Source organism: Streptomyces sp. C1-1, from assembly GCF_050214755.1.
Classification (GTDB): Bacteria; Actinomycetota; Actinomycetes; order Streptomycetales; family Streptomycetaceae; genus Streptomyces.
Genome location: NZ_CP189826.1, coordinates 4,962,931 through 4,976,725, shown reverse-complemented (window position 1 = coordinate 4,976,725; position 13,795 = coordinate 4,962,931). Strand labels below are relative to the sequence as shown.

The 13,795-nt window shown below is 70.5% G+C and carries 17 protein-coding genes, 1 tRNA gene and 1 pseudogene; 9 read left to right on the top strand and 10 right to left on the bottom strand.

What is annotated here, in order from left to right:
* Positions 1 to 38: 38 nt before the first annotated feature.
* Complete coding sequence (locus ACQF4J_RS22695; RefSeq protein WP_427166692.1) at positions 39 to 1,361, bottom strand: helix-turn-helix domain-containing protein; 1,323 nt, start codon at positions 1,359 to 1,361, stop codon at positions 39 to 41.
* 213 nt (positions 1,362 to 1,574) lie between these two features.
* Between ACQF4J_RS22695 and ACQF4J_RS22690 the strand changes: the two genes are divergently transcribed.
* Positions 1,575 to 2,300: a DUF4232 domain-containing protein gene (locus ACQF4J_RS22690; RefSeq protein ID WP_351569134.1), complete on the top strand. Its 726-nt coding sequence runs from the start codon at positions 1,575 to 1,577 to the stop codon at positions 2,298 to 2,300.
* 132 nt (positions 2,301 to 2,432) lie between these two features.
* Positions 2,433 to 2,939 (top strand): annotated as a pseudogene (locus ACQF4J_RS22685) (class II aldolase/adducin family protein); the annotation flags it as partial.
* A gap of 25 nt (positions 2,940 to 2,964) precedes the next feature.
* On the opposite strand, the gene ACQF4J_RS22680 reads toward ACQF4J_RS22685, so the two are convergent.
* Complete coding sequence (locus tag ACQF4J_RS22680) at positions 2,965 to 3,363, bottom strand: hypothetical protein (protein ID WP_351582535.1); 399 nt, start codon at positions 3,361 to 3,363, stop codon at positions 2,965 to 2,967.
* Between the two features lie 202 nt (positions 3,364 to 3,565).
* On the opposite strand from ACQF4J_RS22680, the gene ACQF4J_RS22675 reads away from it, so the two are divergent.
* The gene (locus tag ACQF4J_RS22675) at positions 3,566 to 4,345 is read left to right on the top strand and encodes a polysaccharide deacetylase family protein (protein WP_351582533.1); all 780 of its coding nucleotides are present in this window, start codon (positions 3,566 to 3,568) and stop codon (positions 4,343 to 4,345) included.
* Between the two features lie 186 nt (positions 4,346 to 4,531).
* Here the strand turns inward: ACQF4J_RS22675 and ACQF4J_RS22670 are convergent, their stop codons facing one another.
* The 5 genes from ACQF4J_RS22670 to ACQF4J_RS22650 all read right to left on the bottom strand — a co-directional run bounded on the left by ACQF4J_RS22670 (position 4,532) and on the right by ACQF4J_RS22650 (position 7,756).
* A complete protein-coding gene (locus tag ACQF4J_RS22670; RefSeq protein WP_351582531.1) occupies positions 4,532 to 4,819 on the bottom strand; it encodes an SCO5918 family protein in 288 nt (95 codons plus the stop codon).
* Between the two features lie 64 nt (positions 4,820 to 4,883).
* Positions 4,884 to 6,380 (bottom strand): DEAD/DEAH box helicase, encoded by a 1,497-nt coding sequence (locus ACQF4J_RS22665; protein WP_351582529.1) that lies wholly within the window; start codon positions 6,378 to 6,380, stop codon positions 4,884 to 4,886.
* Between the two features lie 175 nt (positions 6,381 to 6,555).
* Positions 6,556 to 6,759 (bottom strand): cold-shock protein, encoded by a 204-nt coding sequence (locus ACQF4J_RS22660; protein ID WP_007383480.1) that lies wholly within the window; start codon positions 6,757 to 6,759, stop codon positions 6,556 to 6,558.
* A 231-nt stretch (positions 6,760 to 6,990) separates the two neighbouring features.
* A complete protein-coding gene (locus ACQF4J_RS22655; protein WP_427166689.1) occupies positions 6,991 to 7,383 on the bottom strand; it encodes a MerR family transcriptional regulator in 393 nt (130 codons plus the stop codon).
* A 127-nt stretch (positions 7,384 to 7,510) separates the two neighbouring features.
* Positions 7,511 to 7,756 (bottom strand): hypothetical protein, encoded by a 246-nt coding sequence (locus tag ACQF4J_RS22650; RefSeq protein ID WP_351582525.1) that lies wholly within the window; start codon positions 7,754 to 7,756, stop codon positions 7,511 to 7,513.
* A gap of 232 nt (positions 7,757 to 7,988) precedes the next feature.
* Between ACQF4J_RS22650 and ACQF4J_RS22645 the strand changes: the two genes are divergently transcribed.
* From ACQF4J_RS22645 to ACQF4J_RS22630, 4 genes are all read left to right on the top strand, one after another.
* Entirely contained in the window at positions 7,989 to 8,462 is a 474-nt protein-coding gene (locus tag ACQF4J_RS22645; RefSeq protein WP_351582523.1) for a hypothetical protein, read from the top strand.
* A gap of 265 nt (positions 8,463 to 8,727) precedes the next feature.
* Positions 8,728 to 9,183, top strand: a complete 456-nt coding sequence (locus ACQF4J_RS22640) for a VOC family protein (protein WP_427166687.1) — start codon at positions 8,728 to 8,730, stop codon at positions 9,181 to 9,183.
* A gap of 100 nt (positions 9,184 to 9,283) precedes the next feature.
* Entirely contained in the window at positions 9,284 to 9,550 is a 267-nt protein-coding gene (locus ACQF4J_RS22635) for a CopG family transcriptional regulator (RefSeq protein WP_351582519.1), read from the top strand.
* Entirely contained in the window at positions 9,547 to 9,990 is a 444-nt protein-coding gene (locus tag ACQF4J_RS22630) for a PIN domain-containing protein (protein ID WP_427166685.1), read from the top strand. The genes ACQF4J_RS22635 and ACQF4J_RS22630 overlap by 4 nt, the downstream gene beginning before the upstream one ends.
* Positions 9,991 to 10,135: 145 nt before the next feature.
* Here ACQF4J_RS22630 and ACQF4J_RS22625 read toward each other — a convergent pair.
* A tRNA-Gly gene (locus ACQF4J_RS22625) sits at positions 10,136 to 10,209 on the bottom strand.
* 524 nt (positions 10,210 to 10,733) lie between these two features.
* Here ACQF4J_RS22625 and dcd point away from each other — a divergent pair.
* Complete coding sequence (dcd, locus tag ACQF4J_RS22620; RefSeq protein ID WP_351582515.1) at positions 10,734 to 11,309, top strand: dCTP deaminase; 576 nt, start codon at positions 10,734 to 10,736, stop codon at positions 11,307 to 11,309.
* Positions 11,310 to 11,314: 5 nt separating this feature from the next.
* Complete coding sequence (locus ACQF4J_RS22615) at positions 11,315 to 11,824, top strand: phosphoribosyltransferase (protein ID WP_351582513.1); 510 nt, start codon at positions 11,315 to 11,317, stop codon at positions 11,822 to 11,824.
* A 406-nt stretch (positions 11,825 to 12,230) separates the two neighbouring features.
* Here ACQF4J_RS22615 and ACQF4J_RS22610 read toward each other — a convergent pair whose 3' ends face one another.
* Together ACQF4J_RS22610 and ACQF4J_RS22605 are read right to left on the bottom strand one after the other, a co-directional pair.
* Positions 12,231 to 12,452, bottom strand: coding sequence for a hypothetical protein (locus ACQF4J_RS22610; protein WP_351582511.1), 222 nt, complete (start codon positions 12,450 to 12,452; stop codon positions 12,231 to 12,233).
* A 282-nt stretch (positions 12,453 to 12,734) separates the two neighbouring features.
* Positions 12,735 to 13,733, bottom strand: a complete 999-nt coding sequence (locus tag ACQF4J_RS22605) for a Yip1 family protein (RefSeq protein WP_351582509.1) — start codon at positions 13,731 to 13,733, stop codon at positions 12,735 to 12,737.
* Between the last annotated feature and the right edge of the window lie 62 nt (positions 13,734 to 13,795).

Here is a 13,795-nt window from a genome sequence, read left to right as displayed (position 1 = left end):
GGGGGCTGTGGTCGCGCCCGCTCCGCGTGGAGGAGGCGTCAGCCGGGAATGTCCGGGTTGACCTCGTCCCGCCCCCACTCCGAGGAACCGAGCGGATGGGTGTACGCGGGGCGGCCCACGTTCCCGCTCGTCCGGAACGGCCTGCCGTGGTCGTCGACGCGCACGGTCCCCTGCCGGTCACCGCTGGACCAGTCCAGCTCCAGGTACCAACTCACGTTGTGCGCCCGCGCGTCCGCGAAGACGTAGAACACCTCGGGATCGGACTCGCTCACCTTGTACGGGAAGTCGCGCTGCCCGTCCTTGGGGGCGAGCGCGGGCCGCCCGGCGTCGAGGTCCACCCCGAAGGCCGCCGTCCGCACGCCGCCGCCGCAACCGACGCCCATCGCGAAGTCGTTCCACGCGAGGGGCGCGCTCTTGTCCACCACCCGGACGTGCATCGCTTCCAGGACGACGGTGGCCTTCCCGGTGCCCTGCACGGTCAGCGCGAGCATCTGCTCCCCGCCGGGCACCCCGCCGAGCGCGCTGACCCACCCGCGCGCGTCCGGCTCGCTGGGCGGCGGAGGCACCTGCTCGGGCTGCCGGTCCACCAGGTAGTGCTGGCTGCACTGGTTTTCCCACTTGTACGGGTCGACGGCGACGGTGGGCGCGGTGGCCCCGTCCAGCGCCCCGGCCTCCGGGGCCGCCGCCGCGCCACCGCTTCGGGTCGCGGAGGAGGAGGCCGTGGGTGTCGCGCCGCGGGAGGCCGACGGCGAGGCCGATCCGTTCCCGGCCGACGGGGAGGAGCTGTGGCGCGCGCCGCCGGACCCGGAGGCGGCCGCCCCCACGGACCGCTGCCCGCCCCGGCCGTCATCTCCCCTGCCGGGCACGAGACTCACGACGAGGGCCGCCGACGCGACGGCGGCGACCACGGCGGCCCCGGCGAACACGACGTGACGACGCCGCCGCGCGACCGACTCCCCGGCCACGGGCGCCCGTTCACCGACGGGCTCGGAGCCGCCGTCCGCTCCGCCGCCACCCGCGACGGAGTCCGCGGCCTCAATCCCGCCCCCGTCGGCCCGCGCCCTCTCCCCTTCGCCGGCCGTGCGGGTCTCCGCCGCCTCGGTCGCGGCCCCCCGCTGCTCCCGGCGCCGGGCATCCGCGAGGATCCACTGCCGATGCAGTTCCACCAGTTCCTCGGGCGTCGCCCTGCACGCCCGCGCGAACCGTTCCACGGGCGCGTAGTCGGTCGGTACGGCATCCCCGTTGACGTACCGGTGAAGCGTGGACGCACTCGTGTGCAGTCGCTTTCCGAGCACGCCGTAGCTGAGCCCGGACCGCTCCTTCAACCGCCCCAGCAGCTCCGAGAACTCGTCCCCCGCCACCGTTCCTCCCTCTCCCACGTTCCGGACGCGCGTTCCAGGGGGAGGTCATTCCCCCAGGTCAGAGCCGTTGCGAGCGTTCCAGCGTCCCGGATGTCCCGGCAGTCCTGGCGGCCGGGACGGATCGCCGCGCAACCTTGGGCCATCCAAGCACGCCGCTCCCGGCACCCGGTCGAGCGGCCCGTGCCAACGCCCGTACACCACATGGGGGATCACATGTCCGCACGTACTCGCCGCACCGGCCGTACCCGCCTGCTCGCCGCCGCCGCGCTGGCGGCCGCCGCACTGACGCTGACGGCGTGCCAGGACGGAGAGGGCGTCCACGACGAGGGGGCGTCCGCGGGGTCCGCGACGGCCACGCACACGTCCGTATCGGGCTCCAAGGGTTCCTCGTCCTCCTCGTCCTCCGGGAAGTCCACCGCGGCCGAGAACTCGTCGAGCGGAAAGCACTCCTCGGCGTCCACGAACTCCTCCGGCTCCACGGGCGCCAAGGGCTCGGCAGGCGGCGCGGGCGCCGCCGACTCGGGCCCCACCCGGGCGCGTTGCTCCACCTCCACCACCCGGACGACCGCCACGGTGGTCTCCCGTCCGCTGAACCACCTTCTCCTCACCGTCACCAACACCGGCTCGAAGAACTGCAACCTGATCGGCTACCCGGCGCCCCGCTTCGGCGAGGCCCAGGCCGTCCCGCCGGTCTTCGAGGCCTCCAAGCCGCAGGCGGTGGTCACGCTGGCCCCCGGCGAGTCGGGTTACGCGAGCGTCCTGCTCTCCTCCGCGGACGGCAGCGGCTCCAACGGCTACACGGCCAAGTCCCTCGAGGTCTACTTCAACGACGGCACGACCGCCGCCCGCCCGTCGCTGCCCGCCAAGGGCGTCTACGTCGACGACTCGCTCCGCGTCTCGTACTGGCAGTCCACCATGGACGACGCCCTGAACTGGTGACGCGACGGCCCCCGCCTCCCCGAGCGAAGTGCCGGGGAGGCGGAGGCCGTTCGAGACGCGGGGCCCACCAGGTGACGTCGTGGGCCCCGCGGCGCTCACGGGCGCGTTCCGCGTGAACGACGTGCCGGGACCGGCGGGACACCACCGTCGGCCGACACCGAGACGCACCGCTGCCTCTATCTCGCGTTCCCGTCCGTCGGAGGGGTCACGCACACCCACTCCACGCACGCGGTGGCCTTCGCCCAGGCCCGCCGGGACATACCCGTCCTCGGCACGACGCACGCGGACACCTTCGACGGACCCATCCCGGTGACCCGCGACCTCACGGCCGCGGAGTGCGCGAAGGACTACGAGTACAACACCGGCCACGTCGTCGTCGACCTGCTCCAGGGCGACGACCGGCGCGCCGCCGAGGTGCCCGCCGCGCTCGTCGCCGGCCACGGGCCGTTCACCTGGGGCGCGAGCGCCCGCAAGTCCCTGGAACACGCGATCGTCTGCGAGGCCGTCGCCGACATCGCCCTGCGCACCCTGTCCCTCTTCCCGACCTCACCGCCCCCGCCGCACCTGCTGGCCCGGCACTACTCCCGCAAGCACGGCCCGGACGCCTACTACGGCAATCCGGGGGCGAGGAGCAGCTGACGGAGGAAGGAGGGGTGCCGGTGCCTCACCGGTCCGAGTAACCGATGTCCCCGATGGTCCAGGCGCTCACGTCCTCCAGCGCGACGCGGTACATGCCGCCCGTGTCGGGGATGCCGTAGCTGCCCTGGAGGATCCGGGCGACATGGAAGTGGAGGTGGGTGGGGTCGCCGTCACCGTCGTCCGGCGGACGGTCGCCGTCGTCCCGGTCGCCGTCGTCCTTGGACGCGGCGAACGCGGCGGCGAACCGTCCCAGGTGATCGGAGTCCCGCAGGACTTCGGCCACGCGTTCCTTCCACAGGGCTTCCGGGGCGAGCCGTCCGGTGATGACGGCTCCCGGAGTCACCACGGTCAGGGACATCTGACTGCTGTGCTGCGACTCCACCATCGCGGCGATCGCGCGGAGCAGGTCGTCAGGGCGCTTCATGCCTCGGGAGCCTAGCCCGACAACCTGTGCCGGCGCGCGGTGGCACCGGAGTTGTCACCGCCGCGGCACACCCGCCGTGCGTCGACTCCCGGCCATATTCGGCGCGCGGATGAACCCCATGGGCAGAAAAGCCATCCATAACCAACGGTGACGGTCAACGACAGTCAACGACGGAAGTTTCTGCTCAAGGGGGATCTCTGCTGTGTCGAAGTTCGCTCGAATAAGACCGTCACGCCTCTTCATCGCCCTCGCCACGGCCGCAACCGTCGCCCTGACCGTCGTCGTGATCGTGGCCCTGACGATCACCACCTACGACCACACCTCACCGCGCGCCGCCCGGAACAAGGCGTCGGGCTCGGTGTCCGGGCCCGTCGACTGCCGCAAGGCGAAGTGCGTGGCCCTCACCTTCGACGGCGGCCCGAGCCCGACCACCCCGGGCCTCTTGGACATCCTGAAGCGGGAGCACCTGCACGCGACGTTCTTCCTGCAGGGCAAGGGGCACATCGCGAAGTACCCGCAGATCGTCCGCCGTATCAAGGACGAGGGCGACGAGATCGGCAACCACACCTGGAACCACAAGGTGCTGACGCAGATCGACACGGCCGACGCCCGGCACGAGCTGAGCAGCACCCAGGACGCCATCGAGAGGATCACGGGCACCAAGCCCGTCCTGATGCGCCCGCCGCAGGGCCGCACCAACCGCGACGTGGCCAAGATCTGCCGGGAACTGGGCCTGGCCCAGGTGCTGTGGAGCGTCACGGCCAAGGACTACGAGACCACCGACTCGGCCCTGATCACCAAGCGGGTGCTCGAACAGACGCATCGCGACGGCATCATCCTGCTGCACGACCTGCACAAGGGCACGGTGCCCGCCGTCCCCGGCATCCTCAAGGCGCTCAGGCAGCGCGGCTACACCATCGTCACGGTCTCGCAGCTGCTCGCCCCCGCCAAGCCCCGGCCGGGCATGGTCTACCGGCCCTGAGCCGGGCTCGCCCGAGCACCTTCGGTCCAGACGGCAGTACGGTACGGGCCGTACGGTCCCGCTCTGTCCGCGGCTCCTGGCCGAACCGCCCCGACGGGACCCGGTTCAGATGTACGGCCCGCCCCTTGCCGGGTGCCACATCCTGCGGCGCCCACACGGCACGGTGCGCATCAGCTGCCGGCGCCGTCACCAGCCCAGGACGTCCCCGTCGGGACGCGGGTTCGGCGCCGGGGTGCTCGGCGCGGCGTCCTGGCAGGTGAAGCCGAGGCGGGTCAGCGCCCGGCGCATCTCACCGGAGGTGAAGTCGCGGCGGCTCTGCCTGGTGATCACTTCCCCGACCTGCATCACCGGGTAGACGCGGCTGCCGATGGTGACGGTCACCCCGCTGACCGGCTCGGGCTCGATGCCGCTCATCGACTGCTCGACCTCGTTCTTGGTGAGGTCGAAGGGGAAGCGGGCGATGACACAACGCATGGATGCCTCCATGGAGTTGGGGGGATACGCCGATACGCGGGACGCGCCCGGGTACCGGACCGTGCTACGAGCTGCCGCGCGGCGCGGAGCCACGGCTCCGGGCCGCGGTCCGTACGGCCCCGCCCCGGCCGCCGGCCCGTCCCCTGCGGCGGCGACCGCCGGAACCGGCCCCGGTCTTCTCACTCCGGCCGGCCGGCGCGGGTGCCGGGACGGTGACGGTGACGGGCACCCCGGAGGGCGTCCGGGCGCCGGTGATGCGCTGCAGTTCGACCTCGCCCGGCCGGACCCGGGTGGTGTTCGGGGTGATGCCGGCGTCGGCCATCAGGCGGTCCATCGCGCGCCGCTGGTGCGGCAGGACGAGGGTGACGACCGTGCCGGACTCGCCGGCCCGGGCCGTACGTCCGCCCCGGTGCAGGTAGTCCTTGTGGTCGCCCGGAGGGTCGACGTTCACGACGAGGTCGAGGTCGTCGACGTGGATGCCGCGGGCCGCGACGTTCGTGGCCACCAGCACCGTGACGTGGCCCTCCTTGAACTGGGCGAGCGTCCGGTTGCGCTGCGGCTGCGACTTGCCGCCGTGCAGGGCCGAGGCGCGCACGCCCACGGACAGCAGGTGCTTGGCCAGCCGGTCGGCGGCGTGCTTGGTGTCCAGGAACATGATCACCCGCCCCTCGCGGGCGGCGATCTCGGTCGCGGTGGTGCGCTTGTCGTCGTCGTGCACGTGCAGCAGGTGGTGCTCCATGGTGGCGACGGCGCCCGCGGACGGGTCGACGGAGTGCACGACCGGGTCGTGGAGGTAGCGCCGCACCAGGAGGTCGATGTTGCGGTCCAGGGTGGCGGAGAACAGCAACCGCTGCCCGGCGGGGCCGACTTGGTCGAGCAGCGCGGTCACCTGCGGCAGGAAGCCCATGTCGGCCATCTGGTCGGCCTCGTCCAGGACGGTGACGGCGACCTGGTCCAGCCGGCAGTCGCCCCGCTCGATGAGGTCCTTGAGCCGGCCGGGCGTCGCCACGACGACCTCGGCGCCGCCGCCCAGCGCACTCGCCTGGCGGCCGATCGACACGCCTCCCACGACGGTGGCGAGCCGCAGACGCAGGGCGCGGGCGTAGGGGGCGAGCGCGTCGGTGACCTGCCCGGCCAGTTCCCGGGTGGGCACGAGGACGAGAGCGAGCGGCTGCCGGGGCAGGGCCCGCTGTCCGGCGAGCCGGGCCAGCACGGGCAGGCCGAAGGCGAGCGTCTTGCCGGAGCCGGTACGCCCGCGGCCCAGTACGTCCCGTCCGGCCAGCGCGTTCGGCAGGGTGGCGGCCTGGATCGGGAAGGGCACGGTCACGCCCTCGGCGTCGAGCGCGCTCAGGAGGCGGGCGGGCATGTCCAGCTCGGCGAAGGTCGCGACCGGCGGCAGCGGCTCGGTGAGGGTCGCCGGAAGAGTGAACTCCTGCGGACGGGGTGTGACGTGTGCCCGCCGGCCACCGGTTCGCCCGGTGTCCGGACGATGACCCTGGCGGCCTTTCTGCTGGGCTCGGGAGCGACTGGATGCGCGGCCGTCACGGCCGGTGCGGTCCATGGAGGAACCCTCCTCGATGCGGCGTATCGAGGAATTCCAGCCGCAGCGGGAGCCGCACGAGGATTCGCAAGAATGAGCCGAAGAAATGGGCATGAAAATGCCCGGGAAATGCGGAGAGCATGACCTGGGGCCCGCACCCCAAGGTGCGGGCCCCAGTCACGCGGTCGCGTCAGCGTCAGGCGGGAACGATGTTCTCGGCCTGCGGGCCCTTCTGGCCCTGCGTGACGTCGAAGGTAACCTTCTGGCCTTCCTGAAGCTCGCGGAAGCCGCTGGTGGCGATGTTCGAGTAGTGGGCGAACACGTCAGCGCCGCCGCCGTCCTGCTCGATGAAGCCGAAGCCCTTTTCCGCGTTGAACCACTTCACGGTGCCAGATGCCATATTGAATCTCCCTTGAGGGGCAGTGCCGGAGACCGCACTTTACGGAGTCCGAGTCGCCGCGATGATCACCCCTCCGGAAGGATCCGGAAAGCTCTGCAAAGAAAAAATTCTCTGGCAACCAAAACTGCAACTGCTATCACGCTAACACAGGTCTGGTGGAAACCCCCATCGATTTCCTGATCACTCCGGAACTCTCACTCCGTCATACCGTGCAATTCTGCAGCGGCCGGACTAGGTATCCGCGTCGCGCCGAGCTCGCTCCTCGCGCCCTTCTTGCTCATCGAGCACGTCGCTGTCGTCGCTGTCGTCCAGCTTCCGGCGCATGTCCCGGTTGAGGCGGCGGACGTCGTCGAGCTGGTCCTCGAGGGAGACGATGCGGCACGCGGCCTCGATGGGGGTGCCCTGGTCCACGAGCTCACGGGCGCGGGCGACGATCCTCAACTGCCGCCGGGAGTACCGGCGGTGGCCGCCCTCCGAGCGCAGCGGAGTGATCAGCTCGGCCTCGCCGACGGCCCGCAGGAAGGCGGCGGTGGTCCCGAGCACGTCGGCGGCCCGGCCCATGGTGTAGGCGGGATAGTCGTCGTCGTCGAGGTTCCCGGCGGCAGGGGCGTTGTCAGCGGGCATAGCACCTTGTCTTCGGGAACGGGGCGAGGGACCCGGGCGGCACGGCCGAAGATCCGGCATGGTCCGCCCGGTGGACAACCCTAACTCCGCCCGGCACGAAGACATGGTCCCGCCGCGACAGACTTTCTCACCGGTGCGCGACCCACGTGTCGACGACGACGTTCGTCAGGACCCACAACACGGCGACGGCGAGGATCGAGCGCTTGACCAGCCGGGACCGGAACCGAACCACGGCGGCGAGTTGCTCGGGGCTCCGGCCCTCGGCGCGCGGGTAGTCCCGCCACCGGCCGGTTGCCACCCACACGGCGGCCAGACCCAGGGCGATCCAGACCGTCCACTGCCCCTCCGCGTTCCCCACTTGGTACGCCGTCACCTGTCGGGCCCCCTCTCGGCGGGGGGAACCGTACCGCGAGGAACCCCCGGTGACTGAAGCCCTTTCTCATGGGCCTCACAGGGACCGCTCAGATCACGGAGGGACGATGACGTCGTCGCGGATCAGGGTTTCGTACGACTGATCGCGGGCGACCCGAGAACAGACCGCAAGGAGGCCATCACGCCCCGAGCCGCCGCTGCCCGACGAACCAGGAGATCCAGGAGACCGCCGTATGACCGTCCTCGACCTGCCGCCCCGCGCCGGCGTGCCCACCGGAGCGTCCGTCAGGGATCCGGTCCTGGACGAGCGCACCCGCTCCCGCATCGGCTACGGCCTCATCGCCTGCGGTCTCGCCCTGCTGCCCTGGCTGGTCGTACTCGCCACGGGCGTCCTCTTCGACACCGCCCGGGAGTCCCTGACCTGGGTCGGACTGGACGGTCTGGAAGCCGTCGGCCTCGTGACCACGGGCCTGCTGGTCCTGTGGCGCGACCCCCGGCGCACCCTCGCGGCCTCCGCGACCGCCACGCTCCTGCTCGCCGACGCCTGGTTCGACACGACCACGGCGACGCCGGGCGCCGACCTCATATCGGCCCTTGCCATGGCGGTCGGAGCGGAACTCCCCCTGGCGGTTCTGTGCGCGATCCTGACGATCCGCGGACTCCCCCGCACCCCAAAGCCCCTCGGCACCCCACACCGCCCCCGCTGACCCGAGACGGCCCTCCCGGGTCACGCGACGCCGGGGCAGAGGACCGGGGCCACGCGCCGGGTGCCGGCGTACTCGTCACGCACGCTGAGGAGCTGAGGAGCTGAGGAGCTGAGGAGCTGAGGAGCTGACGAGCTCACGAGCTCACGAGCTCACGAGCTGACGGGCAGCCGAATTCTTGCTTGCCCGACCGCCCGACCGATGAGTTCCGCCGACCGCCCCGGTCTACCAGGACGTACGCCATCGAGCCACCGACTGGAGACCCGCCATGACCAAGCCCGCACACCCCGGCCGCATGCTGTTCGTGAACCTGCCCGTCACCGACCTGGAGCGCAGCAAGGCGTTCTTCGCCGAGCTCGGGTTCACCTTCAACCCGGCGTTCACCGACGAGACGGCGGCCTGCATGCTGGTCGGCGAGCACGCCTTCGTCATGCTGCTCACCCGGGAGAAGTTCGCGCAGTTCTCGAAGCTGCCGATGGCCGACCCCACCACGCACACGCTGGCGCTGTACAGCTTCAGCGTGTCCTCCCGCGAAGAGGTCGACAAGGTCAGCGCCGCAGCGCTCGCGGCGGGCGCCTCCGAGGCGGACGGCGCCGAGGACTACGGCTTCATGTACTCCCGCAGCTTCTTCGACCTCGACGGCCACGGCTGGCAGGTCATGTGGATGGACACGACGGCGGCGGAACAGGGCCCGGAAGCCTACGAGGCCGCAGACCGCTCCTGACCCACGCGCCGGAGCCCCGTGTTCGTCGGATGGCCCTACGCAACGAGATACGGGCAAGTGCGCCCATACATCACTCCGGTACATGGACTACCGTTGGTACATGTCCATGAAGCGCACCAACGTCTACGCCGATCCCGAGGACCTGGCCATCATCAAGGAGGCCGCCAAGCGCCGAGGCATAAGCGAGGCCGAGATCATCCGTCAGGGCATCCACCTTGCGGCCATGGCGAACCGGGTCTGGGACGAGCCCCTGTTCTCGCGGACCTTCGAGGGCCCAGGGCGTGCGCCGTCCAAGTCGGAGGTCCGCGACACGGTCGCCGACGCCGTCCGGCGTGAGACCGGCTCGGGCTCCGGATCCGCCGCGTGATCATTGTCATCGCCGACACGTCCGGCCTTCTGGCGGCCCTGGACTCGGCTCATCCGGAACACGCGGCGGCCAACGAGGCGATCATGGCGGCCGGCTTGTTGGTCATGTCCCCATTGCTGCTTGCCGAACTGGATCACGTTGCCACGCGCGAACTCGGCAGGGAGGCCGCCCTCAGCGCGGTCGACGACCTACGGCGCTGGATGAGCCGGGGTCGTGTCGTCCTGCCGGAGATCACGGAGGACCACCTGGGCGCCGCCCAGTCCGTCCGTGTCCGTTACCGCGCGCTGGACCTCGACCTCGCCGACGCGGTCAACGTGGCGCTTGCCGCCGACTACGACACGGACGCGATCCTCACCCTCGACCGACGGGACTTCCGAGCCGTACGCCCGTTGGGCCGCCACAAGGCGTTCCGGGTACTCCCCGACGACCTCCCGCTCTGACACAAGCCGCTCGGTGACCAAGTGCCCGCGCCCACACGGACCTTGTTCCCCGTCCACATGCAGGACGGGCGTCCGCCGTCGCCCAGACACAGCGGGCCGAGGCCCAAAAAAACAAGCCCCGGGCCACTGGCCTGGGGCTTCATCGTGGAGCGGGTGACGAGAATCGAACTCGCGCTCTCAGCTTGGGAAGCTGATGTTCTACCATTAAACTACACCCGCGTAAGACGCCGAACGGAGTCGGTGTCGGAACGCAACGTTACCTTACCTCATGCCAGGCCCCGGGCGCTGAAGCCGCGGGGTCTGAGTGCGTTTCAGGGGTGGGACGGGGCTGCGGGGCACCGGAGTTGGGGCGTACGGTGGAGGGGTGGGAGAGGGTCCGGGTGAGGCCGGAGTGCCGCCTGGAGAGTCGTTCCTTTGATCCCGTAATGTGGCATTTGTCGTCCGGTGAGCAGCAGCCCGGCGAGGCTCTTTGGGGAAGGGACTCCAGAACTTGATGGAGCGCACCGTCGTCCGTTGTGCCGATGGGCACGTGTTCAGCACCGCTTCGTTCCCGATGCAGCAGGCCGAGCGGCTCGGCCCCGGTCGGTTGCTCCGATGTCCCCGCTGTGCGCGGCTTCGCAGCGTCGTACCGGTCAGTCTCGAGAAGCGGTAGCGGGCAAAGCGGCAAGCAGGCAGTACGAAAGCACAGGCGCGCGGGTTGCCACGATTGTGGTCGGCTCGCGCGCCTTGCGTATCCTCGGGGCGTGCTTCTCTCAGACAAGGACATCCGGGCCGAGATCGACGCCGGGCGGGTACGGATCGATCCCTTCGAAGAATCCATGGTGCAGCCGTCGAGCGTCGACGTCCGGCTGGACCGGTACTTCCGGGTGTTCGAGAACCACCGGTACCCGCACATCGACCCCTCCGTCGAGCAGCCCGACCTCACGCGGCTGGTGGAGCCGGAGGGCGACGAGCCGTTCATCCTGCACCCCGGGGAGTTCGTGCTCGCGTCGACGTACGAGGTCATCACGCTCCCCGACGACCTCGCCTCCCGCCTGGAGGGCAAGAGCTCCCTCGGCCGGCTCGGGCTCGTCACCCACTCCACCGCCGGGTTCATCGACCCCGGGTTCTCCGGTCACGTGACCCTGGAGCTGTCCAACCTCGCCACCCTGCCCATCAAGCTGTGGCCCGGCATGAAGATCGGGCAGCTGTGCCTGTTCCGGCTCTCCTCGCCGGCCGAGTTCCCGTACGGCAGTGACCGGTACGGATCCCGGTACCAGGGGCAGCGCGGGCCCACCGCCTCGCGTTCCTACCTGAACTTCCACCGGACGCAGGTGTGACGAGCGTGAGCGGTGTGCGGGAGAACCTGACCTACGAGGCGTTCGGGACGGCCGTCCGCGAGCTGGCGCAGACCATCGCCGACGACGGGTACGAGCCGGACGTCGTCCTCAGCATCGCGCGCGGCGGGGTGTTCGTCGCCGGCGGGCTCGCCTACGCCCTGGACTGCAAGAACATCCACCTGGTGAACGTCGAGTTCTACACCGGGGTGGGGACCACGCTGGAAATGCCGGTCATGCTCGCGCCCGTCCCCAACGTCATCGACTTCTCCGACAAGAAGGTCCTCATCACCGACGACGTCGCCGACACCGGCAAGACGTTGAAGCTGGTGCGGGACTTCTGCCTCGACCACGTCGCCGAGGTGCGCTCCGCCGTCATCTACGAGAAGTCGCAGTCGCTGGTGAAGTGCGAGTACGTGTGGAAGCGCACCGATGAGTGGATCAACTTCCCGTGGAGTGTCCTGCCGCCCGTGCACGGGCTGGGGAAGGCGCCCAAGGAGAACCGGGAAGCCGTCTGAACGGCAAGACGGCAAGGCGGCAGGAACTGCAGGAACCGCAAGGTCTTCGGTGACGGCACAGGCGGCATGAGAGAGCCCCTCGGTGAAGTGCCGGGGGGCTCTCTCGCTGCTGCGGCGTCGGGTCCGTGGCCGCCGTCGACTACCGCCGGGCGGCCTTCGGCCGTGCCGTGCGCGTGGTCGGCTCGGGCTCCCCTGCCCCGGACGAGAAGGGCTCGTCCTCGAAGATCTCGTCCCGTCCGAAGTCCGGGGCCTGGAAGGGCTCTGTCGCCGGAGGCGGCGAGACGACGGTGGGACGGCTGGGCTGTCCTTCCAGAGCGGAGAACAGCGAAGTCTGGTCGATGAGAGGTCTGCCTTTCGTTGCAGGCTCCTGACGGAGCCTGGTGTGCCGCCACCGGGCACAGCGGTTCTACAACTTGGTCATCTTGCTGTACGGGCTCAGGATGCGCATCTGGGCCGTGCCGAAATCCACCAGGGCCGCGATGCCTTCCTCGATGCCGATCACCCGGCCGAGGCCGTACATGTCATGGGTGACCTGGTCGCCCATCGCGAAGTGTTTCGGGGCCGGTGCGACCGGCGCCTTGAACGGGCTGGTGGGCAGATGGCGCTTCTGTGCCGCAGGCTTGGTCATGGCTCAGTATGCGCCCAGCCAGGTCCCGCTCGCTGTGGCCATCGGCACAGATCCGGAAGATGAGGACCGCGGCCCGCCGCTGACCTGGTGTTTCGAGATGAGGGCGGAGAGACGGCCGGGAAAAAATCCAACGGCCGGGAAAAAATCCGGCCACGGTTTCCCCTTCCCAGGCCTTCCCGAGCCTCTGCGAACATCCCCGAACTCCCCGAACCTCCGACGGTGCCAGGGCTCCCGGTGACACCCCGGGAGCCCCTCTCGTCGGCGGCTCGATGCCTTCCAGCTCTAGAACGTGCCCAGCTTCACGATCGACAGCAGCGCGATCAGCTGGATCGCCGACGCGCCCAGGGCCTTCGGCCAGGGCAGGTCGTGGGAGCGGCTGACCATCATCGTCAGCAGGGCCCCGGCAGCCACCCAGGTCGCCCAGCCGAGTATCTGCACGAACGTCGCGTCGCCGCCGAAGAACATGGCGAAGACCAGGCGGGGGGCGTCCGTGAGGGACATGATCAGCATGGAGAGGCCGACCGTGGGCTGCCAGGCCCCGTCGCCGCCGAGCTGGCGGGCCAGGGTGTGCGTGACCACGCTCAGGACGAAGGACGAGACGACCATGGCGACCGCCGTCGTCAGGACGATCGGCACCGCGTTCGACAGGGTGGCGTTGATCGCGTCCGAGCGGGCGCCGTCGAACCCGAAGACGGCCAGCAGGCCGTAGAGGAAGGTGACGACGAGCGCGGGGCCCCACATGGCGTAGTCCCGCATCTGCAGGAACGTCTGGGCGGGGGAGAGGACGATCCCGCGGAGCAGGTCCTTCCAGTGCAGGCGGGGGCCTATCGGGCCGGCCGGCGGCTGGGCCGAACCGGCGCGGTAGGTCTCGCCCTGGCTGTACGGGTCCTCGCCCACGGAGAACGCCTGCGTGTGACCCGGGTTGTTGGCCGCGTACGGGTCCGGGCCGCCCTGCGGTGCGTAGCCGCCGCCGTCGCCGAAGTACTCCGGCTCGCCGTAGCCGCCGGCGCCTCCCGACTGGGGCCACTGGCCCTGGCCGCCGCCGTTGCCGTACTGCTGACGGCCCGGGTGGGGATGCGGCGCCGGCGGGTAGCCGTACGACGGTCCCTGCGGCGTCTGCTGTCCGTGCGGGGGGTTTTGCGGTCGCGTTTGCGGAGCGCCGTTGTTCCGGGCGCCGCGTCCGATCCTGAATCCAGCCACGTCTTCGAACGTACCTGGTCTCGGAGAGTGACGTGCCGGGCCCGGCGGTTCGGGCCCGGCTTTGCGGCCGACCTGTGACATCCCCTAAGGGGCCGGGCGAGGGGCCCCTAGGGACCGTCAGTCCCCTTGTGGCACCGGGATAG